The following is a 25,748-nucleotide window of genomic DNA, read 5'->3' as shown; positions in this document are numbered from 1 at the left end:
GCTTGCCGAGAACCCCGTGGGTGCCGCCCACCCAGGCGCGCTCGCTGAGCCTGAGCAGCCGGACGCAGGTCGTCTGTGCGTGGACCTCGATCGTCTGCATCCTGTTGAGCGGGCTGGCGTTCGTCATCGCGGATTTCATCCCGCCGCCGAAGGCGGACGCGTCCGCGCAGGACATCGCGGACTTCTACGCCAACCACACGGGCCGGATCCGCGCCGGGCTCCTGCTGATGTTCATCTCGTGGGCCGGGTGGGGAACGTTGGTCGCCTGCATCGCAACGCAGATGCAGCGGATCGAGGGCGTCCGACCGATCATGACCAACATCCTGATGCTCAGCGGCGGCGCCGCCTGGATGTTCGTGCTTCTGCCGACGATCGTCCTGACCGTCGCGGCCTACCGCCCGGAGCGCTCGCCCGAGATCACCCAGACCCTGCACGACCTCGACTGGATCTCAGCGTTCTTCCCGTTCCTGGTCTTCGCGATGTTCGCCACGGCGATGGCCGTGGCGATCTTTCAGGACCCCGGTCCGAACCCGGTCTTCCCGCGCTGGCTGGCCTACGTGAACATCTGGGCCGAGGCTCTGTTCATCCCCGCCGCGGCGCTGATCTTCTTCCACTCCGGGGTGTTCAGCTACCACGGGATGTTCCCGTTCTGGATCCCGCTGCTGGTGTTCGGGGGGTGGGTTCTCCTGCTCGCCTGGGCCGTCCGGCAGGCCGCCCTGAACGAGATGCGAACATCCTGAGATGCAGCTCGCCTACCTGGTCCGGTCCACCGCCAACCCGGCGGAGTTCGCGGCGTCCGCGAATGAACTCGCCGACCTGGAGTCGGCCGGCCTGGGGATGGCCCTGGTGCCGGAGTTCTACGGCGTCGACGCGGTCAGCCGGCTCGGCTACCTGGCCGCGAAGACCTCGTCGGTGCAGCTGGCCTCGGGGATCCTCGCCATCTACAGCCGGACGCCGGGCCTGACCGCAATGACCGCGGCCGGACTCGACCTGGTCTCCGACGGCCGGTTCGTGCTCGGCCTCGGCGCGTCCGGTCCGATGGTGATCGAGGGCTTCCACGGCGTGCCTTTCGACGCCCCGCTCGGGCGGACCCGCGAGATCGTCGAGATCTGCCGGTCGGTGTGGCGCAAGGAGAAGGTGCAGCACGCCGGCAAGCACTACACGGTGCCGCTGTCCGGCGGTCCCCGCACCTTCGCGGACACTCCGGTCCGGGAGCGGATCCCGGTGATGCTGGCCTCGATCGGCGAGAAGAACATTGCCCTCGCCGCGGAGATCGCCGAGTACTGGCTGCCGATCCACTTCGACGCCGGGCGAGCGCACCGCGCGTTCGGGTCCGCGCTTTCTGCCGGGCTGGCGAAACGCGACCCCACGCTGGGGCCGTTGCAGGTGGTCGCCGAGGTCGGCGTGTGCGTGAGCGACGACCCGGACGCGATTGCGGCCGCCGAAAAGGAAGCCCGGGCCAAGCTCGCCCTCTACGTCGGCGGCATGGGCCCGCGCGACAACAACTTCTACAACGAACTCGCCATCCGCTACGGCTACGAGGCGCAGGCGAAGGAGATCCAGGACGCTTTCCTGGGTGGGGACAAGAAGGGCGCCGCGGCCGCGGTTCCCGACGAGTTCGTCGAGGGCGTCACCGCCGTCGGCCCCGCAGGGAAAGTGAAGGAGCGCATGTCGGCCTTCGCCGAGGCCGGCATCACCACCATGGTCGTCAGCCCCATGGGCCGCCCCCTGGAGCCCGGTGGTCTCACCAAGCTCATCGAGCAGCTCGCTGCGATTGCGTCCTGACCGCTCTATCCACAGGCCCCGGCAACGACCGAACTCCACGCGTATCGTCGTCCCATGACGAAGGCGCAGAAGGTCACGGTGACCCTGAGGGCGGAGCAGCTTGCCGAGATCCGTGACCTGGTCGATCGCGGCCAAGCACCCAACGTCGCGGAGTTCGTCCAACACGCGATCAAGCTCGCCCTCGCGGAGGACGCCGCCTGGGGCTCGATGATCGCGCAGGCCCTACTCGAGAATGGCGGCCCGATCACGCCAGAGGAACGCGCCTGGGCGCAGGCCGTCCTCAACGGAGTCGTGCCCGAGCAAGCACCGTGACGTCCGGCGTCATCCTCGACGCCGGTGCCCTCATCGCGTTGGAGCGCAGCGATCGGCAAGTCCTTCGGATCTTGGATCTCGCCCACGCAGAACTCGCCACCGTGACCGTGCCTGCGGGCGCGTTTGCGCAAGTCATCCGCGACCCAGCTCGGCAGGTCCGGTTGTCCCGGTTGCTGCGCCGGCGGTCAACGAGCGTCGTCGGCCTCGACCAGGATGACGCGACCGTGGTCGGCCGGGCGCTCGCCGCCAGCGGTACGTCGGATGTCGTCGACGCCCACGTCGTGGTGTGCGCCCAGCGCGCCGGACAAGCCGTCGTGACCAGTGACCCAGACGACCTGCGACGGATCGACCCGACGCTGCGCCTCATCACCATCTAACGGGTTCACAACCCCCGGAACGAGAAGCGCTGCATCACTACTGCTCCCAGGGTTCCGGATCTTGAAGAGCAGGGACCACGGGCGACAGGAATGGGTCGGCCTCCGCTCTCGTCGAACCGCGACGAAGCGGCCAAGCCACCCACTCGTTGCCGTGAGCTGGATCCTCGTCATCTTGAATGTAAAGAAGGCCATACGAAGCGGGCGCGAGCTCGCCCACTCGTTGCCATAGGTCCACGACGAGCTGCTGACGATGGTTCCGAAGGCCACTGAGGTGGAGGCGCCAAGACCCGTTGGCCCCTGAGCACAGCGGATTGAGCCGGGTTCTGAAGGGCGTCCGTCTCGATCAGCGCGCGGATGGACTCCAGGCTGGGGACGCTCAGACCGTCTCCAGCGGGTGCGGCGTCGTCTAACTCCTGCGCGTCTCGGAGGTGGCCCAGCCGTGGTACTCGAACACGAGATCTACCGTAGCGCTCGCCGACTGGCGCGCGCGCGCGAAGCGAGCTCAATCAGAGACAGGACCAAGTGTGGTTCTCGCAAATGAGTAGGCGTCAGATAATGCAGACGGTAGTGATTGCTGGGCCTCCGGGGGCTGGAGAGAACTGTCAGTGGCAGGGTCTACGTTGATCATGTGGGTGGGGACCTGCTCGAAGCGTTCGCGGCCTTGGAGGCCGCGTTCTCCGACGTGGCCAAACGCGTCCAGGACGACGCGTGGCAGCTCGCCGAGACGGACGTCGTCGACCTGACCCGTCGCCTGCACACGATGACCTGCCAAGCCCAAGGGGTGCAGCTGCGCCTGGTTCGCGAGGTCGACTCCCGCTCGATCCCGGCCAGCCTCGGAGCGACTTCGCTGCGGGCCTGGATCTCCGGTGCGATGCGGCTCTCGCCACGTGAGGCCAAGGCGATGGACAAGCTGGCCCGGTCCCTGCACGAGAAATGCACCGACACCGGGGCCGCCCTCGGCAACGGCGGCGTGAACTACGAGCAGGCCGCGGCCATCTCGCGCATCATCGAGGGTCTGCCCTCCAAGGCCACCTACGAAGCCACCCGCTGGGCCGAAGGGTTCCTGCTCGAGCACGCCCGGGTCCTGAACGCCGAGGACCTGGCCAAGTTGAGCAAGCGGATCGACTCCGCGATCGACCCCGACGGAACTCTGGACCGGGAAAAGGTCGCCAACGAGCGGCGCTCGGCGAACATTCGGGACAAACCATGACGGCACCCAGACCCTGACCTGGCGGGACAAGGACGAAGTCATCGCCACCCTCAAGGCCGCCATGCCATGCACGAAATGATTCGACGGATCGCTATCGACCCTTCGGCTGCCAATCCGTGCGCAGTCGTCCTGCATCGAACTCGCGCAACGCGATCTGCGCTTCTGACGCGCGGAGATCCGCGCCCTGACCTTCTCGCCCAAGGTAGGACCGAGCAACCTCCGGTGCCAGAACAGCGCGTGGACCGCAGACCAACTTGCGACTGTGGCAACCGGATCGTCGATCATCCGCGTGATGGCGTCGCGACCCTCCTGGGTCAAACGCAATTGCAGTTGCGCGCGCTGCATCCGGTGGACGTGGCGGTTCCACTGGCGCGGCTTGCCGTCGCCCAATGGGATCGAGTCCATGGCTACCAGCTCGGCTCGATACGTGGCCGCCCACTCCGCCACTGACTTGTCGGTCACGCCTCTAGTCTCGCCGAGTGTGATGGCGCGGGGCGCAGCCGTGACATGCGATCAGGCGCCGATACCCATGCCGCCGGAGACGCCGAGAGTTTCGCCGGTGATGTACGCGGCTTGCTCGGAGCAGAGGAAGGCGACGGCGTGGGCGATCTCCTCAGGCGTGCCGAGGCGGCCGAGGGGGGTGAGCTTCTTCATCGCGGCGATCATCTCCTCGCCCTTGGGGTGGGCGCGGACCTGATCGAGCAGGGGGGTGTCGATCGGGCCGGGGAGGATCGTGTTCGACGTGATGGCGAAACGGGCGTTCTCCAGGGCGATCGACTTGGAGAACACGATCACCCCGCCCTTGGCGGCGGAGTAGACGGCGTTGCCCTTCGAACCGATCCGGCCGGCCTCGGAGGAGACGTGAACGAGGCGGCCGTAGCTGCGCTCCTGCATCCCCTTCAGCACGGCGTGGGTGCAGGCGAAGACGCCCTCGAGGTTCACTGCGATCAGCCGTCGCCAGTAGGCCGGCGTCGCGTCGGTGAACCAGCAGTGCTCGTCGAAGCCGGCGTTGTTGACCAGGATGTCCGCGTTCAGCGGGATCAGCGCGGCCTCGACGGCGTCGGCGTCGCAGACGTCGAGCGCCAGGGCCTTGCCGCCGATCTCGGCAGCGACAGCCTCGGCCGGTTCGGCGTCGCGGTCGACCACATACACAGCGGCACCGCCGGCCGCGAGCTCCCGGCAGATCGAGGCACCGATGCCCCGACCGCCCCCGGTGACGACCGCGGTACGCCCGCTGAAGTCCGGCATCAGTGACCCTTGAACTCCGGCTTGCGCCGCTCGATCACCGCAGCCAGGGCCTCGCGGGCATCCGCGGTTCCGGACAGCGCGGACACGGTGCGCGACTCGTCCGGGAACGCTTCTTCGATCGAGCGGCCGACGCCGTCCCACATCAGCCGCTTGGCCGCGCCCATCGCGAGCGGGGCGCCGGCAGCCAACACCCGCGCGATCTCGAACGCCTCGTCGAGCACGGCGGAGTCGTCGACCACCTTGTTGACCAGCCCGAGGCCGAGCGCGTCATCGGCGCTCAGGATCGGGTTGAGCAGGACGATCTCCATCGCCTTGCGGAAGCCGACGATCCGCTGCAGCGCGACGGTGGATCCGGCGTCGGGGGCCATCCCGGCCCGGGTCGCGCCGGACATGAATTTCGCGCCCTGGCCGGCGACAACCAGGTCGCCGGCGCAGACCAGGCCGAGCCCGCCGCCGCCGGCGGCGTAACCCTGCACCGCGACCACGACCGGCTGTTGCAGGCGGATCAGCGAACCCGCGACCATCCCCAGCCAGGTGGTCGCCTCGCGCAGGTAGTCCGGCAGGCCCTCGCCCTTGGACGCGAAGTCCTTGATGTCGCCGCCGGCGCAGAAGTGCCGGCCTTCACCCGAGAGCACCACCACCCGCATCGCGGACTCGCCGTGGCAACGCATCACCGCGTCGAACAACGCCTTCAGGAACTCGTTGCTCATCGCGTTCGACGCGTCCGGCCGGTTCAGGCGCAGGTGTCCGATGCCGTCCTCGTGGAGGTCGAGCAGCACGTCCCCGTCGGCGATCAGGGCCTTGGGTTCGGTCAAGTTCAGCTGTCCTTCCGGTTCGTGAAGGCGTCGGTGGCGGCCTGCCCGGCGTCGCCCAGGATGTGGTCGATCACGGCCTCGGCCTCCAGGTCGAGCCCGTGCTCGAGCGGCATCTCGAGGCCGGCCCGCATCAGCCGCTTGGACTGGGTCCGGGCGGCCCGCGACCCACGCGCCGTCAGGCGCTTGATCAGCGAGTCCAGCTCCGTTTCGAGCGCGTCATCCGCAGCGACGGCGTAGACCAGGCCCCACTCCAGTGCCTGATGGGCCGTCAGGGCGTCACCGGTCAGCACCAGTCCGGACGCCCGGCTGAGCCCGACGAGGCGCGGCAGCAGCTGCGTCCCACCGCCACCGGGGATCTGACCGAACCGGGCATGGATGTCCGAGAGCACCGCGGACTCCGAAGCCAACACGATGTCGCAGGACAGCAGCAGCTCGAACCCGCCGGCCACGGCGTGGCCCTCGACCACCGCGACCACCGGCACCTCGGCGGCCGCGATCGCGGCCCGGGCGTCCCGGAAGGCGGAGAACAGGGAGGCCAGGTCCTCGCGACCCTTGGCCCGCAGCGCGTCGAGCTGGGCTACGTCGCCACCCGCGCAGAACGTGCCGCCGGCGCCACGGATGACGATGACGTCGACGTCGGCCTCGAGCTCGCGCACGGCCGCGGCCAGCCCGTGGCTGAGCTCGACGGTGATGGCGTTCTTGGCTTCCGGCCGGTTCAGCGTGATCCGGCCGACCCGGTCGTCCGCGGAGACCAGGACCTCGTCGCCCGAGCTCACGCGATGAACCGGACGATCGCCTCGAGCACCGCGGCCGGTTTGGCCGCGCCCTTGATCTCCATCACGCTGGGCATGATCGCCTGCGCCCCACCGTTGAAGGTGGTCACCTCGCCGATCGAGACGGTCAGACGCACCTCGGAATCGACCGGGACCGGAGAGGGGAAGCGCACCTTGTTGAACCCGTAGTTCAGGCCCATCTTGATGTTCTGGACCTCGTACACCTCGAACATCAGGACGGGGTACAGCGAGAGCGTCAGCAGGCCGTGCGCGATGGTCGTGCCGAACGGCCCGCTCGCCGCCTTCTCGGGGTCGACGTGAATCCACTGATGATCGCCGGTGGCCTCGGCGAAGGTGTCGATCCGCTTCTGGTCGACGGTCAACCAGTCCGAGGATCCGAGGTCGGTACCGGACGCCGCGACGAACTCGTCGAGGGTGGCGAAAACACGCACGGGACGCTCCTGGTGTTCTGAGTCAGAGGTTCAGCTTGTACGACAGCCGCTTGGTGGCACACATGAAGTTACCCACCAGGTACTCCGGCTCGCCCACCTCGAAGTTCGGCGCGCGGGTGAGGATCTCCTTCCACAGGTGCCGCAACTGGGTCTTGGCCAGCATGCTGCCCATGCAGAAGTGCGGTCCGCCGCCGCCGAAACCGACGTGCGGGTTCGGGTTCCGGCTGACGTCGAAGGTCCAGGGGTCGGCGAAGGCGGCCTCGTCCCGGTTGCCGGACTCGTAGAACAGTCCGAGCCAGTCCCCTTCGGAGATCGCGATGCCGTTCAGCTCGGTGTCGCGGGTCGCGGTCCGCCGGAAGGTCATGACCGGGGTCGCCCAACGCACCATCTCCTCGGCCGCCGTGGCCGCGTAGCTGTCGAAGTCCTCGATCAGCAGCTTGCGCGCCGCCGGGAAGTCGGTAAGCGCCTTCGCGGTCTGGGAGGTGGTGTTGCGCGTGGTGTCGTTGCCGGCGACGGCGAGCAGGCAGAAGTAGCCCGCGATCTCGTCGTCGGTGATCTTGACCCCGTCGACCTCGGCCTGGACCAGGTTGGTCATCAGGTCGTCCTTCGGGTTCTCCCGGCGGTCCGCGCTCAGCGTGGTGGCGACCCGGAGCAGGGTCAGCAGGGAGTCCATCAGAAGTTCCTCGGGCGCACGCCCGGCCCGGACCTCTTCGTCCGCCCAGGCGACCATGCCCTCGACGCCGCTGACGGTGTCGGCGTGGAACTCCTCCGGCACGCCCATCATGTCGAAGATCGTCTCCATCGGAAGACGCATGGAGACCTGGTGGACGAAGTCGCCCTCGGGCTTGGTCAGCAGGTCATCGACGATGCGGACGGCGCGCGCGTGGATCTGCTCCTCGATGATTTTCACCCGGCGCGGGGTGAAGGCCGTGGAGACCAGCTTGCGCAGCTGGGTGTGCCGCGGAGCGTCCATGGCGAGGAACGAGCTCACCGTCTCGAGGATCTCCGTCGGGACCTCTTCGAGGGTGATCCCGCTACCGGAGCAGAAGTCCTCGGGGCGGGTGGACACCTCTTTGATCAGAGCGTTGGAGGTGACGGCCCAGAAGCCGTCCTGCTGCTCGTCGGGCTCCATCATCGAGCCCTCCGCCGGCGGGTGCCAGCTCAGCGGCCGCTCGCGGCGCAGGATCGAGAGCTCCTGGTCGCGCCCGCGCGGGTTCTTCGACCAGAACGCGAGCGGGGAGAGGGAGACCGGGTCGTAGTCGGGCTTGGGGTGGCCCATCGGGCGTCCTTCCGCAGCAGCCTGAAACCGTGATACACAAAGAGTCTGGACACATTGTCCGAGATGGTCGCCCGCCGGTCAACTCCCGCTTTTCTAGAGCGAACTTTCAGTATGGAAGCCACGTTACAAACACACTTTGGCTGGGCAGATGACGCCGGGAATCCAACGCGCGTGCCTGTGGAGTGGACCGATCTTCGTCGCGGTCTTCTTCGGTGGCATCCTCGCGGCCGGGTGGCTCCCTCCCCCGGAGGCGAACCAGACCGCGAGCGAGATCGCCGACATGTACAACGCGAACACCGACGGGATCCGCATGGGTGCGGCCCTCATCGCGATGTCGAGCTTCTTCCAGGGCGTCTGGGCCGACGCCTGCACCGGCCTACTGCGCCCGACCTCCGGCACGGTGCACCTCTTCGGTGAGGACGTCACCGGGACGACCCCGCACCACCGGGCCCAGAAGGGCCTCGGGCGCACCTTCCAGCGCATGGAACTGTTCGACTCCCTGACGGTGCGGGACAACGTCTCCCTCGGCCGAGAAGCGGGCCTCGCGGGGTCCAAGCCGTGGCGCCACATCCTGGGCAAGCGCTCGGACGCGGCCACGGTCGCCAGCGCCGTGGAAGAGGCCATCGACGCCTGCGGGATCAGCGAGCTGATCGACCGCCGTCCCGCCGACCTGTCCACCGGTCAGCGCCGCCTGGTCGAACTGGCCCGCTGCATGGCCGGCGGGTTCCAGATCATGCTGCTCGACGAGCCGTCCTCCGGGCCTGGACAAGCCCGAGACCAAGCGCTTCGGGGAGATCCTGCGCTCCCTCGTCGCCGACCGCGGCGTCGGGATCCTCATCGTCGAGCACGACATGGCCCTGGTCATGTCCACGTGTGACTACATCCACGTCCTGGACTTCGGTAAGCCAATTTCGAGGGCACCGCACGTGAGGTCGGCACCTCCGACCTGGTCCGCGCGGCCTACCTCGGCAGTGAAGCGGTCGAGGACGCGCTCGGTGAAAACTTCGACGCGGCCCAGGTCTGAGAGGCGGTCTCCATGTTCGAGCTCAAGGGCGTCCATGCCGGCTATGCCGGCACCACCGTGCTGCGCGGGGTCGACCTCGTCGTGCCCGAGGGCTCGGTGGTCGCTCTGCTCGGCGCCGACGGCGCCGGTAAGACCACCCTGCTGCGCCTGGCCTCCGGCCTGATCCACGCCACCGAAGGCCAGCTGGTCCTCGACGGTGAGGACGTCACCAAGAAGGCGCCGCACCAACTCGTCAAGCGCGGCATCTGCCACGTCCCCGAAGGCCGGGGCATCTTCCCCAACCTCACCGTGCGGGAGAACCTGATCCTGCAGTCCCCCGCCGGCGAGGAGAAGGAATCCATCGAGAAGGCCTGCACCGCCTTCCCCCGCCTCGGCGAGCGGCTGGGCCAGGCCTGCGGCACCATGTCCGGCGGCGAGCAGCAGATGGTCGCCCTCGCACGCACCTACGTGCAGAGCCCCAAGGTCGCCCTGCTCGACGAGGTCTCGATGGGCCTCGCGCCCAAGATCGTCGACGAGATCTTCGAGTTCCTCGCCCTGCTCCGCGACCAGGGCTCAAGCCTGCTCCTGGTCGAGCAGTACGTCACCCGCGCCCTCGAGGTCGCCGACTACGTCTACCTGCTCAACAAGGGCGAGGTCGCGTTCGTCGGCCAACCGTCCGAGCTGGATGGCGATGACGTCTTCGCCGAGTACGTCGGGGCCGACGTCGGCCACTGAACCAGTAGGCGTGTCACGCCTAATGGTTAGTTGTCCACAGGTCCTGACGCTGGGTCAGCTCAACTTGAGGTGCTTCAACGCCCGGGCTGCCGCGTGTCCGCCGCACATGCCGTGGGCGCCGGGGCCGGGCGGCACCGCGGCCGAGCACAGGTACATCCCGGGCACCCCGGTGTCGTAGGGCTGCGCGGTCAGCCGCGGGCCGAGCAGCAGCTGCGGCCCGGTCTTGGCGCCGGTGACGATGTCGCCGCCGACGTAGTTCGGGTTGTAGCGCGCGAACTCGGTCGGGGTCCGCACCGCCAGGCCCACGATTCGGTCCCGGAACCCCGGGGCGAAGCGCTCGATCTGGGCGGTGATCGCCTCGGTGGCATCGCCGGTGTAGCCGGCCGGGACGTGGGCGTAGGTCCAGAGCGGGTGGATGTCGCCGACGGAGCGGCCGGAGTCGGCCAGGTACTGCTGGGCGACCAGGACGAAGGGGCGCTCGGGCATCCGGCCGGCGTGCACCTCGCGCTCGTTGGCCGCGATCTCGGCGAAGGTGCCGCCGAGGTGCACGGTGCCGGCGCGGCCGACCTCGGCGTTCATCCACGGAACGCCGCCGTCCACGGCGTAGTCGACCTTGAACGCCGCGGGGCCGTGCTTGAACTTCCGGTAGGCCCGCGCGACCCGGCGGGGCAACGTGTGCCCCAGGATGTCCGCGACCGCGGCCGGGGCCAGGTCGAAGAGCACGACGTCGGCGGGCGGCAGGTCCGCGGCCGCGCGGACGTAGGTATTCAGCTCGATGGTGCCGCCGTGCTCGGTGACCACGGACGCCAGCGCATCGGTGATCGATCGGGACCCGCCCGCGGCGACCGCCCAGCCGTGGCGGTGACCCGCCGTCAGGATGCCGAGGCCGATCGCGGAGGTCAGCGGGCGGTTCAGCGGCCGCATGGCGTGCGCCGCCACCCCGCCCCAGAGCGCCCGGCCCTCCTCGGTGTCGAAGCCGCGGGCCAGCGCGGTGGCCGGCAGCAGCGTCGGGATCCCGAACCGGGCCAGGCGGACCGGGTGGGAGGGGAAGCGGATCAGTGGCTGGAGGATGTCCTCGGAGAGGTCGTCGTAGCCGGCCGAGGTGCGCTCGAACAGCCGGCGCCAGCGCTGCCCGTCCGCCCCGAGACCACCGGCGGTCTCGGCAACCGACCGGTGCAGCAGCGCGGCGCTGCCGCCGTCCAGCGGGTGGGCGCAGTCGATCTCGGCCCAGCACCAGCTCAGCCCGCGCTTCTCCAGCTCCAGGTCACGCAGGACCCTGGAGCCGACCGCGATCGGGTGCACCGCCGAGCACTGGTCGTGCAGCAGGCCGGGCACGATCGCCTCGGACGTGCGGGTGCCACCGCCGATCTCGGCGGTGGCCTCCAGCACCGTGACCGAGACCCCGGCCTCGGCCAGGACCGCGGCGGCGGCGAGCCCGTTCGGGCCCGCCCCCACCACGAGCGCTGTGCTCAAGCAGGCTGCCCGACTTCGTTCGCCGCTGCCTTGGCCGCCTGCACCCGCAGCGAGTCCGGGACCACGTAGTTCCCGGGCCGGACGTAGCCCTCGCGGGTCCAGGTGACGTTGAGGTTGATCGGGCCGTTGGGCAGCCAGGGCTGCTCGTTGACGGCCTCGGCGACGTTCCAGGTGCCCCGCTCCAGGACGCCGGTTGCGACGTCGATGACCTTGTAGGTCTGGGTCGGCTTATGGATCGGCTGGGACTCCACCCAGACCACGATGAACTCGCCCGGCTCGAAGCCACACCGCTTCTGGATGGCGGCGAGCAGGTCGTCGTCGTGGAAGTGGCCGTCGCCGAAGTTGAACCCGACGATGGAGTTGCAGGCGAACTCGGCCTCGCGGACGGTCGCCTTGTCCAGGTTCGGCACGTGGTGCATGAGCAGCGAGTACAGGCCACGGGCCTGGCTGTGCATGGTCCGCCAGCCGATCGTCTGCTGCAGCGTGGTCTCCGCGATCGCCTGCGGGTAGCCCATGCCGGTCGTCAGCTGGTCGATCTGGTTGACGTGGGGCCGCGGGGTCAGCTTGTTGAGCTTGGCCTCGGCCGCCAGGGAGGAGAAGGCCCACTGCGCCGAGGCCCAGTTGCCCGCGTACTGCCGCATGGACGGCAGGAACGAGACCAGGTCCGGCCGCAGGTTGCCCAGGATCGGGAAGAACAGGCCCATCACGAGGACCGCGACCAGCCAGCCGCCGGAGATGTCGCCGACACCGAACCCGTCCTGCGCCGGGAAGCCGGCGAACAGGAAGACCGTCGCGAAGGCGAACATCACGTTCCACTCCAGCGGGACCGCCAGCGGGAACGCGGTGATGATGAAGACGTGGAAGACCACCATCAGCACGACCGCGGCGATGGTCAGCTCACGGTTGGTGGAGAACAGCAGCACCAGCGGCGCGGTGATCTCCACGAAGCTGCCGCCGCCGTGGGCCAGGAACTGGGCGAGCTTGCCGGGGCGGATGTCATTCGGGAAGTCCCGGTACATCCACCGCTTGATCTTCTTGGACGGCAGCGCCGGGGAGTTGGACATCATCGGCGCGACGACGCTGCTGAAGTGGTGGCCGAACTTCGAGACCCCGGCCCCGATCCAGATGAGGCAGATCGAGATCTTGACCGCGACGATCATGTCGGTGAAGTCCAGCACCGTGAAGAAGAAGATCCACGGCAGGTACTGCTCCGAGCGCGCGGCCAGGAACACGATCGTGTCGCGGAGGCCGATGAGGACGATCAGCACCATGGGGGCGATCAGCAGCGCCGGTCGGATCAAGCCGGCCTCGTTGTCCGGCAGCACCGCGTTCAGCGACCCGCTGTCCTTACCGGGCACCACGATCGCGAGCAGCATGGTGGCCAGGAAGGCGAGGTAGAGGCCGACGTCGACGATCGTCCGGGAGTCACCGTTGGTTCCGGGGACGGCCTTCCAGGGCCGGACCCGCAGCGTGCCGACCCGCGCCCAGAAAAGGACGCCGGCGGTCATCGGCTTGAAGGTGCCGGAAAGTGGGCCCCAGGACCCGGCCACACCCAGGGTCTCCAGCAACATGGTCCACAGGACCAACTTCTGGAAGACGATCGGCTCGTCCCACCAGCCGTCGATCTCCCACGGCGCCCCGACGTCCGAGGTCAGCACCGCGAGGCAGACGCCCACGCCGATGTAGAAGAACAGCAGCTTGAGGATGTAGATGGTGTGGACCATCTTCGGCGTTCCGAAGCCGTACTCGCACCAGTGCAGCGCGAGGGTCTTCGTGCGCTCCATCAGCGGCTTGTCGAGGAACGTCTCCGGATCGACCGGCGGGAAATCAGGCGTCTTGAATCCCATGCTTGGCACTCCCGGGACGAACGTGATTCAGGTGGATATGAGGGTCCTGCCCACGCTAGGACAGGCTGTGACGAGGGCCACTAGGCGCGGCCCACGAACTAGCCGCCAGTTCTTGTGACTCGGGCACAGTCCTGCGCACCCCGGCCGGTAAAGCCGCAGCTAGCAGCACCCGCCGCCACAGGCCGAGGGCGAATACACGGTTCCCGGAGTGGTGGTGGTGACCGCGCGTGTCGCGGCGTCCGAGCCGTGAAAGCGGGTCAGGATCCGGAACCGGTGGGCGTCCACCGTCGTGGTGATCTCGATCGAATCCGGCCCGGACGCCCGCCAGCCGGGGAACTCGGCCCCGTCGCAGGAGATCTCCAGGTCGGCGACGTGCGGGAGCTGGGTGACCGAGAACGCGGTCGCGGCGCCGCGGGCCGCGGTGGTCCCCGCGTAGGTCTCGACCCAGAGCACCCCGGCGTCGAGGGCATTCCAGGCCTGGGCGATCCCCAGGCGGGGGTAGTCGACCCCGGTGACCGTCGGCTGGCTGAACTTGGCGACGTTGGGCTCGTTGAAGACCCGGCCCCACGCACCGGGCTCACCGAGCTCGCTGAGCATCATCAGGCTGGCCAGCTGGCCCCGCGGCCAGGGCTCTCCGTTGCCGAAGAACCAGCCGAACATGTCGGCGTCCGGGCCGAAGAACCGGGGCTCGAAGTCCCGCTCGGCCACCGCGCGCAGGCGCGCCTCGGTCTCGTGGTCGCCGAGCTCGCGGGCCACCACCAGCGCGACCAGCAGGAAGCGCGGGTCCGGGTGCAGCTGCAGCAGCGGCTTGCGGGGGTCGTCCCAGCCGAGGCGGCGCACCGAGGACGTGTAGAGCAGCTCGCCCAGCTCGCGGTCCTGCGGCACCACGTACGGGGTGATGGCCAGCGACGCGTACGCCGAGACCTCGTCCCGCAACCGGAAGTGGGCCTTCTCCAACGGGTCGTAGTAGAAGGTGAACTGGGTGATCTCGCCGCGGCGGTTGGTCTTGAGGTAGTTCTCGCGGCAGTACTGCGCCCAGCGGCCGAACACGTAGTGGGTGTCCTTGCCGTGCAGCTTGTCGTAGAGCTGGAGACCGAGCCCGGCGCCGGAGACGCAGAACGGCCAGACCTTGGTGTTCTCGCAGTGCACTCCGGCCGGCCGCTCGGCCCACTGGTCGACCATGAAGTTGACGATGCGGTGCCGGTCCCAGTCGAAGAGCCGGTCCTGGTAGCCGGTCACCTTGAATGGCGACGCCCACTTGTCGTCGCCGGCGACGTAGTCGTAGAAGCCGATCAGCAGGTTGAAGAAGCCGCGGAAGAAGTTGTTGCCGTCGGCCCCGATCGGGTCGGGCTGCAGACCCCACGGCGCGACGCCGTTCGCGGTCCAGCCGGGGACGTCGTAACTGCCGCGGAGGAACTCCGGCAGGTAGGCCTGCCAGAGCGGTGGATAGTTCTCCTGGTTCGGATCGGGCCCGATCGTGGTCAGCCAGTCCACCGCGGCCCAGAAGGTCGTGTAGCGACCCACCAGCTCGTCCGCGATGCGGGCGTAGCCCTCCCGCCAGGCCGGCGTCAGGTCGCACATCACCGGCAGCACGTAGCCGGTCTCGTGCAGGTCGAACCGGCCCAGGCTGCACATCGGCGGGGTGGAGGTGCTGTCCCACCACGGATTCGGCTCGCCGGCGCTGGACCAGTCGTCCGGGGTCGTCGCCTTCTCCCAGATGAACCGCAGCCAGCCGCGGGCCCGGTCGTCGAGGCGGGGAAGGGTGTCGGGGTCGGTCACCACATCGTCACGTCCTCGCCGCTGGAGCCGCGGACCAAAGGCAACGCGCGCTGCGCGACGTGCGCCTCGGGCCAGGCCGCGTCGAGAGTGCTGGCCACCGGCTCGCGGGTGATCCGGTCGGCGACCTTGCTGGCGGGGTCGGGCGCGAGCAGGGCGCCGGGCAGCGGCGTCCGGTCGCGGCGCTCCCGCCCGTACGGCAGCACCATCCGGGTCAGGCCCCAGAACCAGAGCACGTAGACGGCGTTGCCGGTGTAGGTCACGCGACGCTGGTGCATCAGCCCGATGACCGTCCCGACCGCGTCGGTGCGGATCAGCGTCCGGAAGCCGAGCATGGCGGTGTCGAAGGTGACGGCCAGATCGGCCGGGGCCGGTGCTCGGCCCCGGCCGGACCGAACCGACCGGGTAAGGCCCGTGAACGCGTAGTGATGGGCGACCCCGTCCTCACTCGTCACCTCGATGACGACGTCCCGGGTGATCTGCGCGCGGAACCGGCGGCTCACCCGACTGCCCACGAACAGCAGCAGCCCGAGGGCGCTCAGCAGCACGCGGAGCAGGACGCGACCCACGGCAGTCATCAGGGTCGTGACCCTGCCCTACGCGGACCCGCCCGTCACCCCTCGACGGCCAGGAAACTCGGGCCCGGGTTCGTCCACCGGACCGGATGCGGCGCTACCGCAGGGCGGCGGTGACCGCCTTCTGCAATCGGCGGTGCAGCTCAGCGGTGGCGTCCCGGTCGGTGCGGACGCGGATTACCCGTAGGCCGACGCCGGGAATCAGCGCGGCCTCGAGGTCGGCTGCGGTGCTCGCGGTGGTGGCCGGGATCCCGGCGGCGGCCGCGTCGGCGACCAGGTCCAGGGAGTGCGGGGTGCCGAAAACGCGCTCGAAACCGGCTACCCCGGCCTGCGGGAGCATCGAGAAGATGCCGCCGCCGACGTTGTCCACCACGACGAGAGTGAGGTCCGGGCGAGGCTCGTCCGGGCCGAGCACCAGGCCGTTGCGGTCGTAGAGATAGGTCAGGTCGCCCATCAGCGCGTAGGCGGGGTCGGTGTCGCCACCGACCTGGTGCGCGAGCGCGGCCCCGATCGCCGTGGACACCACCCCGTCGATGCCGTTCGCGCCGCGGTTGGCCAGCACGACGATGTCGTCCCGGGCGGGCAGGCACAATTCGAGGTCCCGCACCGAGCGGCTGGGCCCCGTCACCAGCAGCGACCCGGAGGGCATCGCGCGCCCGAGCGCCCGCGCCACGGCGGGTTCCGGCAGGTCGCCGGCCTCGATGGCGTCGTCGAGGACGCCGTCGATCGTGTTGCCGACCACCTTCGAGAGCTCGCGCCACCGCTCGAGCCACGGCCCCGGCGGGGTTCCGTCGCCCGGCCGCGGGACCAGGTCGAGCACCAGCGAGGCGGTGCGGGTCGGATCGGCCCAGCGGTGGCTGGGGTCGACGACGATGTGGCGCTCGGCGCTCCGGACGTACGCGAGCAGCGAGCGGGACAGACCGGGGCCGCCGACGCTGATGACCAGTTCGGGCACGAGGTCACCGGCCACGGCGTCGGCCAGCAGCAACGGGTAGCCGGCGACCGCGTTCGGCCCCTGCCGGGCGCCGCTCGCGGGCTCCGCGAGCACCGGCCAGCCGAGGGCCTCGGCCAGCGCGACGGCCGCGAGCGGATCAGCGGCTCCGTCCCCGACCACCACCACGCCGCGCTCGGGCGCCGCGCCCAGATCTGGCCCCCCGAACCGCGGGCCGCGGCGATCCGAGGCTCGATGGAGGTGAACCCAGGGGGCGTTGTCGGCGCGGCCGTCGAGCGGCTCGCACCAGGACAGGTCGCCGTCGTGCGTCAGCGGTTCACGCAACGGCACGTTGAGGTGGACCGGGCCGTCGGTACTCGCGGCGACCGCGCGCCCGACCAGAGAACGCCAGTAGGCGACCTGGCCGGGGATCGGCTCGGGGACCCCGACCTCGGTGAACATCCGCACCGCGCGCCCGTAGAGACCGACCTGGTCGATGGTCTGGCTGGCGCCGGTGCCGCGCAGCTCCGGCGGCCGGTCGGCGGTCAGCACCAGCAGGCCGACCCCGGCGGCGTCCGCCTCGACCACGGCGGGGTGCAACGCCGCGGCGGCAGTGCCCGAGGTGCAGACCACGGGGACGCATGTCCTGCTCGCGGCGGCCAGGCCGAGCGCGAGGAAGCCGGCGGAGCGTTCGTCGATGCGGACGTGGACGCGGATCCGCGGCTCGTCGAGCAGGGCGAGGGCGAGCGGGCCGGAGCGGGAGCCGGGCGCGATCACGGCCTCGCGCACTCCGCTGCGGGCGAGTTCGTCGGCGAGCACCCGCGCCTGGGCGGTGGCCGGGTTCACTGCGCCTTCTCCACGTCCCTGATTCTCGCCTGCCACTGATCCCGGGTGTGCGCGCCCGCCGTCGCCGCTGCCATCAGCGCCGGATCGGGCTCGGGGCGACGGACCGTCAGGTAGCCGTCGACCGGCAGGAACCCCTCGGCCACGACGTCCTGCTCCAGCAGCGCGACGGTGGCCAGCCCGCAGGCGTAGGGCAGCTCCGGCAGGGCGGCTGCGAGCGCGACGCCGGCGGCGATGCCCACCGAGGTCTCCAACGCGGAGGAGACCACCGCGGGCAGCCCGATCCGCTCGACGATCTCCAGCGCCGCCCGGACCCCGCCCAGCGGAGCCACCTTGATCACCGCGATGTCCGCGGCGTTCTGGCTGGCGACGAGGAACGGGTCGGTGGCGCGGCGGATGGACTCGTCGGCGGCGATCGGCACTTCGACCCGGCGGCGCACCGCGGCCAGTTGGGACACCGTCTCGCACGGTTGCTCGACGTACTCCAGATCGAAGCGGTCCAGCAGCGCGATGGCCGCGACGGCTTCGTCGGTCCCCCAGCCGCCGTTGGCGTCGATCCGGAGCTTGCCCGCCTTACCGAGCGCGTCGCGGACCGCTTCGACCCGTTCGAGATCATCCGCCAGGCTCTGGCCCCGCTCGGCGACCTTCACCTTGGCCGTCCCGCACCCGGAGGCCGCCGCCAGGTCGTAGGCCTCCTGCGGCCCGACCGCGGGGATGGTGACGTTGACCGGGATGCGGTCACGGACGGGCTCCGGCCAGCCTTCGAAGGCGGCTTCGTGGGCGGCCCGCAGCCAGGGCACGCACTCGGTCGGGTCGTACTCGGCGAACGGCGCGAACTCCCCCCACCCGGCGGGCCCCTTGATCAGGGCGCCCTCGCGCACGGTGATGCCGCGGAACTTCGTCCGCATCTCGATGGAGTAGACGAAGAGCTCGGCGCTCACGCTGCTGCCAGCAGCTCATAAGAACGCAACCGGGCCTCGTGGCTCCAGATGTTGGTGACGACCATGGCCTCGTCCGCGCCCGCGGCCACGACCCGGCGTTCGATCTCCTCGCGCACGGTCTTCGGCCTGCCGGTCACCGTCAGCTGGCGGCGCCGCTGGATCGAGGCCCGTTCGCCGGCGGTGAAGGCGTAGGCGTCGGCTTCTTCGGGACTCGGCAGCGGCAGGAACTCGCCCTGCTCGATGCGTAGCCAAGCCAGCTCCATCGTGGTCGCGAGCCGCTGCGCCGCCTCGTCGGTCTCTGCGCAGACCGCCGCGACCCCGAGGATCGCGTGCGGTTTCGCGAAGGCCTCGCCCGGCTGGAAGTTCTCCCGGTACGTCGCGATCGCCGGAGCCGGGTCCGTCGCGGAGAAGTGCGAGGCGAAGGCGTAGCCCAGGCCGGCCCGGCCGGCGCTCGTCGCGCTCGCACCGGAGGAGCCGAGCAGGAACATCGGCGGCCGCTCGACGTCCGGCGGCATCACCGTCAGCGTGTGGAACGGATGCCCGGGTTCGTAGAGGCCGCGGGAGAGCTGCATCAGCTCGGACATCAAGGAGGAGAACGCGTTGCCGTCGAAGGCGCGCAGCGCCTGGGAGGCGATCGGCTCCGAGCCCGGGGCGCGGCCGATGCCGAGGTCGATCCGGCCGGGGTGCAGCGCGGCCAGGGTGTGGAACGCCTCGGCGATCCGCAGCGGCACGTGGTTGGGCAGCATGATCCCGCCGGAGCCGACCCGGATCCGTTCGGTGTGCGCGGCGACGTGCGCGATCAGCACCTCGGGCGAGCTGCTCGCGACGCTGGGCAGACTGTGGTGCTCGGCGAACCAGTAGCGGACGTAGCCGAGGCGCTCGGCCAGCTGGGCCAGGTCGACGGTGCGGCGCACCGACTCCGCGGCGGAGGTCCCGCTGACGACGGGGGCGAGGTCGAGGACGGACAGCGGCAGGCTCATGGCGCTGGCAGTCTCCCATCCCCGCTCCGACGCCCCGCGCAGCGCGGACGCCCGACCGCCGGCGTCCGATAGCCCACGTCTGGTCGGACGCAACGGGTAAGTACGGTGGCGCGATGGTCTCCGAGATCTTTGACGCCAGCGCGTGGAAGCAGGTCGACGGGTTCGACTTCGCCGACATCACCTACCACCGCGCCCTGGGCACCGGCGCGGTGCGGATCGCGTTCAACCGGCCCGAGGTGCGTAATGCGTTCCGGCCGGGAACCGTCGACGAGTTGTACCGGGCTTTGGACCACGCCCGCATGAGCTCCGACGTCGGCTGCGTGCTCCTGACCGGCAACGGGCCGGCGCCCAAGGACGGCGTGTGGGCGTTCTGCTCCGGCGGGGATCAACGCATCCGCGGGCGCACGGGCTACCAGTACGCCTCGGGTGAGACCGCGGACACGGTTGACCCGGCGCAGGCGGGACGGCTGCACATCCTCGAGGTGCAGCGGCTGATCCGCTTCATGCCGAAGATCGTGATCGCGGTCATCCCGGGTTGGGCAGCGGGCGGCGGGCACTCGCTCTACGTCGTCTCCGATCTGGCGATCGCCAGCCGCGAGCACGCGCGGTTCAAGCAGACCGACGCGGCCGTCGGATCCTTCGACGGCGGCTACGGCTCGGCGTACCTGGCCCGGCAGGTCGGGCAGAAGTTCGCCCGCGAGATCTTCTTCCTCGGCGAGGAGTACTCGGCCGAGGACGCCTACCGGATGGGCGCGATCAACCGCGTCGTCCCGCACGCCGAGCTCGAGGCCGAGGCGCTGCGCTGGGCGAAGATCATCAACAGCAAGAGCCCGACCGCGCAGCGGATGCTGAAGTGTTCGTTCAACCTGATCGACGACGGCCTGGTCGGGCAGCAGATCTTCGCCGGCGAGACCACGCGCCTGGCCTACATGACCGACGAGGCCGTCGAGGGCCGCGACGCCTTCCTGGAGAAGCGCGATCCGGACTGGTCCCCCTACCCCTGGTACTTCTGAGGAGCAACGGATGTCATCCGCAGAAATCGGCATCGTCGGGCGATTCTTCGAGGCTGTCCTCGGCAACGACGTCGCGACCCTGCAGGAACTGGTCAGCCCGGACTGCGTCGTGCACGAGCCGGCCGACCTGCCCTACGGCGGTTGAGGGCTCGATCGCCCGCGCGGTGGAGACGTTCAAGGCCGCGGCGACCGAGGGGCGCACGGACGCCGTGACGTTGGAGCGGCTGATGCTGCTCTGGACGCAGGCCGAGGCCGCGCGCCTGACCAGCCTGCGCGCGTCGTCGGGGGGCGGGTCGGCGGGGGACACCCCCGGGCCGGAGGGCTCGATCGCCAAGCTCCAGATGGCCGAGCTCAACAAGGCCGTCTACGAACTCTGCGTCGAACTGCTCGGCACCGATGGCCTCCTGATGGACACCTACGAGCGCTTCGCGCCGACCGGCACCGCGCTCGACGGGGTCAAGGACGTGCGCAAGTCGTGGCTGCGCTCGCTGGCCAACTCGATCGAGGGCGGCACCTCGGAGGTGCAGCGCACGATCCTCGGCGAGCGGGTGCTCGGCCTGCCCGGCGAACCCCGCGTCGACAAGGACATCCCCTGGAAGGACGTGCGGCGCTCGTGAGTGATCTCTCCTCCGACGTCTCCTCCGACATCGAGGTCGAGCGCGTCGGCGACGTGCTGACGATCCGGTTCAACCGGCCGGAGAAGCGCAACGCGATCACCACGGCGATGTACGCCCGCCTCGCCGACGAACTCGGCAAGGCCGACGCCGATGGTGCCGCGGTCCTGGTGCTCACCGGCGCCGGCGGTGCCTTCACCGCGGGCAACGACCTGGGGGACATGGCTGCGAATCCGGTGCGCGGCGAGGACTCGCCGCCGGGCCGGTTTCTGCAGGCGCTGACCGCCCTGCGCTCGGTGCTGGTCGCAGCCGTCGACGGCCCGGCCCTCGGGATCGGCTCGACGGTGCTGTTACACTGCGATCTGGTCTACGCGACGCACCGCAGCATCTTCGGCTTCCCCTTCGTCGACCTCGGGCTGGTTCCGGAAGCGGCGTCCACCCTGCTGCTCCCTCGCCTGACGGGTCATCAGAAAGCCGCGGAGCTGATGCTGCTGGGCGAGCGGATCCCGGCCGCCGAGGCGCACCGGATCGGCCTGGTGACCGCCGTGGTGGACTCGGCCGAGGAACTCGACGCCCTGGTGGCTGAGCGCACCGCCGCGCTGGCGGCCAAGCCGCGGGCGGCGCTGCTCGCGGCCCGCGCGCTGCTGCACGACCAGACCGCGCTCACGGTTGAATCACGACTGGAGCTCGACCGCACCGTGTTTCTGGGCCTGCTCGCTAACATCACCGCACCGAGCTAGGGAGAACGTCGACGTGGCACGTCCGAAGGTCCCCTTGATCTCCAAGCGCGCGGCGCTCGAGGCAGCACTGGACATCATCGACACCGAGGGCATCGACGGGCTCAGCATCCGCCGCCTCGCCGAACGCCTGGGCGTCAACGGCGCCTCGCTCTACCACCACTTCCAGAACAAGGAAGAGATCGTCGTCGGCGCCGCAAAGCTGGCCCTGGAGGAGGTCCGGGTCCCGCAGGGCCACGAGGAGCCCTGGCAGGTCTGGCTGCTGCGCAACGCGCGGCGACTGCGGGCCGCCTTCCGCGACCACCCGGACCTGGTCCCGGTGATGCTTCGCCGCGAGCCGCTGGGCATCGGCACCTCGCAGCTGGACGCGACCTTCGCGATGCTCGCCGAGGAGGGCGTCCCGATCGGCGCCATCGCGCCGATGATGGAGGCACTCGAGCTGTACGCGATCGGCAGTGCGTTGCACGAGTCCGCCGCCGGCGCGACGAAGCCGGACCCGAAGCGGGCTCCGCACATGGCCCAGGCCGAGGCGGAGCGGGCGCTGAGCGCGGACGAGATCTTCGACCTGGTCTGCGAGCAGATCGTCGCGGCCACCGTGAAGGTCGCCCGCGAGAACGCCGCGGCATCTCCCGCTGCCGCCAAGCCCGCGACCCGGCGCGGCAAGGCCCGTACCGCCTGATTCCCAGCGCGACATCGACATAACCAAACAGCATTTGGTATAGTCCCGCCATGCCGGATCCGCAGGTCCCCCGCGTGAAGTACCGGCGCACGCCGTTCCTGGTGGTGACGCAGGAGTCCGCGGTCCGCAAGGACGTCTACGGCTCGGTCGGCGACCACGTCGCCCGGCAGGCGCAACTGCTGCGCGGCGAGGCGGACTCCGACACCGTCATCATCTGCATGCACCCGATCGGTTCGCCCGCCTACCTGCCGCTGTTCCCCGAACTGGCCCGCACCGGACTGCACATCATCGGCTCCACCAGTCGCTACACCGTGGGCGATGCGGCGCTCCAGATGGAGAACGTGCTGCTCGACATCGGCGCCTGCGTGCGCGACGCCCAGGAGCGACTCGGCTACCGCAAGGTCGTGCTGGCCGGCTGGAGCGGCGGCGGTTCGCCGATGATGGGTTACCAGGCCGAGGCGGAGAAGCCGGCCATCACGCGCACCGGCGCCGGTGAGCCCACCCCGCTCAGTGACACCGAGCTCCCGGCGGCCGACGCGGTCATGCTGCTGGCTGCCCCGCGCAGCCGACACCGCCTGCTCAGCGATTTCCTGGACGCCTCCATCACCGACGAGGCCGACCCGGACCGCAACCGCGCGAACGAGTTCGACCTTTACGACCCGGCGAACCCGAACCGGCCGCCGTACTCCGCCGACTTCCTCCTCGCCTACCGCGAGCGCCAGCGCGAACGCAGCGCACGGATCACCGCGTACGCGCAGGACAAGCTCGCCGCCCTGCAGGCCGCCGGTCGCGCGCACGACGAGCACGCCTTTGTCGTGCACGGCACGATGGCCGACCCGCGCTGGCTGGACCCGACGGTGGAACCGAACGGTCGCCGGCCCGGCTGGAGTTACCTCGGCGATCCGGCGGTGGCCAACACCAGCCCCGGCGCGATGATGCGTTTCACCACCACCCGCAGTTGGCTCTCGCAGTGGTCGCTGGAGACCGCGCAGGTGGACGCCGCCGATGCCGCGCCCCGGGTCAGCGTGCCGGCGTTCGTCCTGATCAACGGCCGCGACGACGCCGTGCCGGTCAGCCACCCGCACCAGGTCTTCGAGGCGATCGGGCACAACGACAAGGACCTAGTCGAGCTGCCCGGGGCCAACCACTACTTCGCCGGCGACGATCAGGCCTCGCACCTCGGCACCGCCGCCGACCTGGTGCACGGCTGGCTGAGCAAGCACAACCTCGGACACAGCCACATGAGGAGCCGGGCGTGAAGGTCGGTCTGATGTCCCTGGGCGACCAGGTCACCGACCCGGTGACCGGCACCCGGCAGAGAGCGCCGCGCAGCGGCACCGCGCGATCGTCGAGGCCGCGGCCGTGGCCGACGAGGTGGGCTTCGGCGGGGTGTACGTGGGCGAGCACCACGGCCTGGAGTACACGACCTCCGCGCCCCCGGTGGTGCTGGCCGCCATCGGTGAACGCACCCGGAACCTGACGCTCTCCACCGCAGTGACCCTGGCCGCCAACCTCGACCCGGTCCGGGTCGCCGAGGACTACGCCACCGTCGACGCGCTCTCCGGCGGCCGCTGCGAGATCGTCGTCGGCCGCGGCAACTTCTTCGTCTCCACCTACGACCTGTTCGGCCGGGACATCCAGGACTCGCACGAGCTGTTCGGCGAGAACGTCGAGCTGCTGGTCGAGCTGTGCAGCGGCAAGACGGTGAACTGGCCGGGCTCGCGACACCGGGCTCCGATCGTCGACTTCACCGTGCAGCCCCGCCGGTCGGCCCGATGCCGATCTGGATCGGCGGCGGTGCCTCCCCGTCCAGCCTGGAACTGGCCGCCCGGCTCGGGCTGGATCTCATGCTGCCGAGCGCGTTCGGCAATCCAGCGATGTTCGCGCCGATCGTCGAGCAGTACCGGGAGCGGTACGCCTCCTACGGGCACTCGCGTACGCCGCGGATCGGCGCCTGCTGGCACGTCAATGTCGCCGAGACCTCGCAGGGCGCCCGGGCCCGTTGGGAACCGCGCTACCGCGCCTACTTCGAGCTGATGGCCGAGATCATCCCGCGGGTGAACCCCGACCCGCCGCCGTTCATCAAGAAGCCGTTCAACTTCGAGCTGCTCACGACCAAGGGGCCGGCCCTGGTCGGCAGCCCGGCCGAGGTGGTCGAACGGCTGGCCACCAGCGCCGAGATGCTGCACGCCGACACCAACCTGCTCTACCTCGACATGGGCGGGCAGCCGCAGCACGAGTTCCTGGAGATGGTCGAGCTGATCGGCGCCGAGGTCCTCCCCCGCCTTCCGTAGCACCGGAGGCACTGGGCCAGACCACAACCGTGCCTGGTGGGACGACTGAGCAGCCCCCGAGCACCTCAGCTCTTTCGGTTGTGGTCTGGGGTAGCCGGGTCGACGACCATGCCGCCCCCTACCGTGGCGCCCGATGAGCGCGCACGATCTGGTCCCCGTCCCGGTGCCTCCGGGCACCGCGGAGATTCCCGGCCTGGATGCGGCCATGAGTGGCCGCGGGCCGGCGCTGTTGCTGGTGCCGCCCGGCCCGGAGGGCGCCCGACTGGTGAGCGCGCTGGGTCCGGCGGCCGCGCGGGGCGTGCCGGCCGGGACCGCGGTGGTGGTCGCGACCTCGGGGTCGACCGGTACCCCGAAGGGGGTGCGGATCTCGGCCCGGGCCTTACGGCACTCGGCCCGGGCCACGCAGGAGTTCCTCGGCGGCGAAGGCCAATGGCTGCTGGCGATGTCGGCGGCGCGGATCGCCGGCCTGCAGGTGGTGCTCCGGTCCCGCGCCGCCGGCATCGAGCCCGCCGTGCTGGACACCTCGGCCGGGTTCCGGCCCGACGCGTTCGCCGCGACAGTGGCCGGGATGACCGGCGAGCGGCGCTACGTCTCCCTGGTCCCGACCCAGCTGATCCGCCTGCTCGACGCGGGGGTCGACCTGACCGGCCTGGACGCCATCCTGCTCGGCGGGGGGCCGATCCCGGCCGGACTGGTCGACCGCGCCGCAACGGCCGGGGCGCGGGTGGTGCGCACCTACGGAATGACCGAGACCTGCGGGGGTTGCGTGTACGACGGGCTGCCGTTGGAGAAGGTCGGGCTGCGGATCACCGAGGACGGACTGGTCGCGATCACCGGACCGGTACTGGCCCGGGGCTACCTCGGCGGGCCCGACTTCGGCGGCGAGTTCGTCAGCTCCGACCTCGGCCGCCTGGACCCGGACGGCGAGGGGCGCGACGTGCTCACCGTCCTCGGCCGGGCCGACGACGTGATCCTCTCCGGCGGGGTCAACGTGCCGGCGCAGAGCGTGGAGCAGGTCCTGGCCGGGCACCCGGGGGTGGCCGAGGTCGTGGTCGT

At 70.2% G+C, this 25,748-nt stretch carries 27 protein-coding genes and 1 pseudogene; 15 read left to right on the top strand and 13 right to left on the bottom strand.

The window, feature by feature from the left end; genetic code table 11:
• The first annotated feature begins 2 nt into the window (after window positions 1-2).
• From H0X00_RS02905 to H0X00_RS02890, 4 genes are read left to right on the top strand one after another with little or no spacing between them, the layout of a single operon-like run.
• Window positions 3-740, top strand: coding sequence for a hypothetical protein (locus H0X00_RS02905; protein ID WP_293767211.1), 738 nt, complete (start codon window positions 3-5; stop codon window positions 738-740).
• A gap of 1 nt (window position 741) precedes the next feature.
• Window positions 742-1,785, top strand: a complete 1,044-nt coding sequence (locus H0X00_RS02900) for an LLM class F420-dependent oxidoreductase (RefSeq protein WP_293767210.1) — start codon at window positions 742-744, stop codon at window positions 1,783-1,785.
• A 54-nt stretch (window positions 1,786-1,839) separates the two neighbouring features.
• Window positions 1,840-2,097: a ribbon-helix-helix domain-containing protein gene (locus tag H0X00_RS02895; RefSeq protein ID WP_293767209.1), complete on the top strand. Its 258-nt coding sequence runs from the start codon at window positions 1,840-1,842 to the stop codon at window positions 2,095-2,097.
• Window positions 2,094-2,474: a PIN domain-containing protein gene (locus tag H0X00_RS02890; RefSeq protein ID WP_293767208.1), complete on the top strand. Its 381-nt coding sequence runs from the start codon at window positions 2,094-2,096 to the stop codon at window positions 2,472-2,474. The genes H0X00_RS02895 and H0X00_RS02890 overlap by 4 nt, the downstream gene beginning before the upstream one ends.
• Window positions 2,475-2,511: 37 nt before the next feature.
• On the opposite strand, the gene H0X00_RS23620 is transcribed toward H0X00_RS02890, so the two are convergent.
• Window positions 2,512-2,781, bottom strand: coding sequence for an Imm7 family immunity protein (locus H0X00_RS23620; protein ID WP_367186403.1), 270 nt, complete (start codon window positions 2,779-2,781; stop codon window positions 2,512-2,514).
• A 321-nt stretch (window positions 2,782-3,102) separates the two neighbouring features.
• Between H0X00_RS23620 and H0X00_RS02885 the strand changes: the two genes are divergently transcribed.
• Entirely contained in the window at window positions 3,103-3,684 is a 582-nt protein-coding gene (locus H0X00_RS02885) for a DUF222 domain-containing protein (protein ID WP_293767207.1), read from the top strand.
• 513 nt (window positions 3,685-4,197) lie between these two features.
• Here H0X00_RS02885 and H0X00_RS02880 read toward each other — a convergent pair.
• The 5 genes from H0X00_RS02880 to H0X00_RS02860 are packed head-to-tail and all read right to left on the bottom strand — an operon-like array spanning window position 4,198 to window position 8,251.
• Window positions 4,198-4,932, bottom strand: coding sequence for an SDR family oxidoreductase (locus H0X00_RS02880; protein ID WP_293767206.1), 735 nt, complete (start codon window positions 4,930-4,932; stop codon window positions 4,198-4,200).
• A complete protein-coding gene (locus tag H0X00_RS02875) occupies window positions 4,932-5,747 on the bottom strand; it encodes an enoyl-CoA hydratase-related protein (RefSeq protein ID WP_293767205.1) in 816 nt (271 codons plus the stop codon). Before H0X00_RS02875 ends, H0X00_RS02880 begins: the two co-directional genes overlap by 1 nt.
• Window positions 5,748-5,749: 2 nt before the next feature.
• Window positions 5,750-6,523, bottom strand: a complete 774-nt coding sequence (locus tag H0X00_RS02870) for an enoyl-CoA hydratase-related protein (RefSeq protein WP_293767203.1) — start codon at window positions 6,521-6,523, stop codon at window positions 5,750-5,752.
• Window positions 6,520-6,972: a MaoC family dehydratase gene (locus H0X00_RS02865; protein ID WP_293767202.1), complete on the bottom strand. Its 453-nt coding sequence runs from the start codon at window positions 6,970-6,972 to the stop codon at window positions 6,520-6,522. Before H0X00_RS02865 ends, H0X00_RS02870 begins: the two co-directional genes overlap by 4 nt.
• A gap of 22 nt (window positions 6,973-6,994) precedes the next feature.
• Window positions 6,995-8,251: a cytochrome P450 gene (locus H0X00_RS02860; RefSeq protein WP_293767201.1), complete on the bottom strand. Its 1,257-nt coding sequence runs from the start codon at window positions 8,249-8,251 to the stop codon at window positions 6,995-6,997.
• 148 nt (window positions 8,252-8,399) lie between these two features.
• Between H0X00_RS02860 and H0X00_RS02855 the strand changes: the two genes are divergently transcribed.
• Together H0X00_RS02855 and H0X00_RS02850 are read left to right on the top strand one after the other, a co-directional pair.
• Window positions 8,400-9,128 carry an ATP-binding cassette domain-containing protein gene (locus H0X00_RS02855; protein ID WP_293767200.1) on the top strand — a complete coding sequence of 243 codons (729 nt, stop codon included), beginning with the start codon at window positions 8,400-8,402 and terminating at the stop codon, window positions 9,126-9,128.
• 159 nt (window positions 9,129-9,287) lie between these two features.
• On the top strand, window positions 9,288-9,989 hold the full coding sequence (locus H0X00_RS02850; RefSeq protein WP_293767199.1) for an ABC transporter ATP-binding protein: 702 nt from the start codon (window positions 9,288-9,290) through the stop codon (window positions 9,987-9,989).
• A gap of 54 nt (window positions 9,990-10,043) precedes the next feature.
• Here H0X00_RS02850 and H0X00_RS02845 read toward each other — a convergent pair whose 3' ends face one another.
• The 7 genes from H0X00_RS02845 to H0X00_RS02815 form a co-directional block, all read right to left on the bottom strand.
• Complete coding sequence (locus H0X00_RS02845) at window positions 10,044-11,462, bottom strand: NAD(P)/FAD-dependent oxidoreductase (RefSeq protein WP_293767198.1); 1,419 nt, start codon at window positions 11,460-11,462, stop codon at window positions 10,044-10,046.
• Window positions 11,459-13,309 carry a DUF3556 domain-containing protein gene (locus tag H0X00_RS02840; protein ID WP_293767196.1) on the bottom strand — a complete coding sequence of 617 codons (1,851 nt, stop codon included), beginning with the start codon at window positions 13,307-13,309 and terminating at the stop codon, window positions 11,459-11,461. The genes H0X00_RS02845 and H0X00_RS02840 overlap by 4 nt, the downstream gene beginning before the upstream one ends.
• Window positions 13,310-13,468: 159 nt before the next feature.
• The gene (locus tag H0X00_RS02835; protein ID WP_293767195.1) at window positions 13,469-15,091 is read right to left on the bottom strand and encodes a hypothetical protein; all 1,623 of its coding nucleotides are present in this window, start codon (window positions 15,089-15,091) and stop codon (window positions 13,469-13,471) included.
• Complete coding sequence (locus tag H0X00_RS02830; protein ID WP_293767193.1) at window positions 15,085-15,663, bottom strand: hypothetical protein; 579 nt, start codon at window positions 15,661-15,663, stop codon at window positions 15,085-15,087. The genes H0X00_RS02835 and H0X00_RS02830 overlap by 7 nt, the downstream gene beginning before the upstream one ends.
• Before the next feature lie 94 nt (window positions 15,664-15,757).
• Window positions 15,758-17,437, bottom strand: a complete 1,680-nt coding sequence (menD, locus tag H0X00_RS02825; protein WP_293767192.1) for a 2-succinyl-5-enolpyruvyl-6-hydroxy-3-cyclohexene-1-carboxylic-acid synthase — start codon at window positions 17,435-17,437, stop codon at window positions 15,758-15,760.
• Window positions 17,434-18,375 carry an o-succinylbenzoate synthase gene (locus tag H0X00_RS02820; RefSeq protein ID WP_293767190.1) on the bottom strand — a complete coding sequence of 314 codons (942 nt, stop codon included), beginning with the start codon at window positions 18,373-18,375 and terminating at the stop codon, window positions 17,434-17,436. The genes menD and H0X00_RS02820 overlap by 4 nt, the downstream gene beginning before the upstream one ends.
• Window positions 18,372-19,355, bottom strand: a complete 984-nt coding sequence (locus H0X00_RS02815; RefSeq protein ID WP_293767188.1) for an LLM class flavin-dependent oxidoreductase — start codon at window positions 19,353-19,355, stop codon at window positions 18,372-18,374. Before H0X00_RS02815 ends, H0X00_RS02820 begins: the two co-directional genes overlap by 4 nt.
• 113 nt (window positions 19,356-19,468) lie before the next feature.
• Between H0X00_RS02815 and H0X00_RS02810 the strand changes: the two genes are divergently transcribed.
• The 8 genes and pseudogenes from H0X00_RS02810 to H0X00_RS02775 form a co-directional block, all read left to right on the top strand.
• Window positions 19,469-20,368, top strand: coding sequence for a 1,4-dihydroxy-2-naphthoyl-CoA synthase (locus H0X00_RS02810; RefSeq protein ID WP_293767187.1), 900 nt, complete (start codon window positions 19,469-19,471; stop codon window positions 20,366-20,368).
• A 10-nt stretch (window positions 20,369-20,378) separates the two neighbouring features.
• A complete protein-coding gene (locus tag H0X00_RS02805) occupies window positions 20,379-20,513 on the top strand; it encodes a nuclear transport factor 2 family protein (RefSeq protein ID WP_293767228.1) in 135 nt (44 codons plus the stop codon).
• 7 nt (window positions 20,514-20,520) lie between these two features.
• Window positions 20,521-20,985 carry an acyl-CoA dehydrogenase family protein gene (locus tag H0X00_RS02800; RefSeq protein WP_293767227.1) on the top strand — a complete coding sequence of 155 codons (465 nt, stop codon included), beginning with the start codon at window positions 20,521-20,523 and terminating at the stop codon, window positions 20,983-20,985.
• On the top strand, window positions 20,982-21,722 hold the full coding sequence (locus H0X00_RS02795; RefSeq protein WP_293767186.1) for an enoyl-CoA hydratase-related protein: 741 nt from the start codon (window positions 20,982-20,984) through the stop codon (window positions 21,720-21,722). The genes H0X00_RS02800 and H0X00_RS02795 overlap by 4 nt, the downstream gene beginning before the upstream one ends.
• 13 nt (window positions 21,723-21,735) lie before the next feature.
• A complete protein-coding gene (locus tag H0X00_RS02790) occupies window positions 21,736-22,398 on the top strand; it encodes a TetR/AcrR family transcriptional regulator (RefSeq protein ID WP_293767185.1) in 663 nt (220 codons plus the stop codon).
• Window positions 22,399-22,448: 50 nt separating this feature from the next.
• Window positions 22,449-23,657 carry an alpha/beta hydrolase gene (locus H0X00_RS02785; RefSeq protein ID WP_293767184.1) on the top strand — a complete coding sequence of 403 codons (1,209 nt, stop codon included), beginning with the start codon at window positions 22,449-22,451 and terminating at the stop codon, window positions 23,655-23,657.
• 103 nt (window positions 23,658-23,760) lie between these two features.
• Window positions 23,761-24,692: pseudogene (locus H0X00_RS23615) on the top strand (LLM class flavin-dependent oxidoreductase).
• Between the two features lie 133 nt (window positions 24,693-24,825).
• The coding region (locus H0X00_RS02775) for an AMP-binding protein (protein WP_293767181.1) at window positions 24,826-25,748 on the top strand (923 nt) is incomplete at its 3' end.

Origin of the sequence: Sporichthya sp., assembly GCF_013815995.1 — a bacterium.
GTDB lineage: Bacteria > Actinomycetota > Actinomycetes > Sporichthyales > Sporichthyaceae > Sporichthya.
The sequence above is the reverse complement of the archived record's forward strand: the minus strand, read 5'-3'. Positions and strand labels throughout refer to the sequence as shown.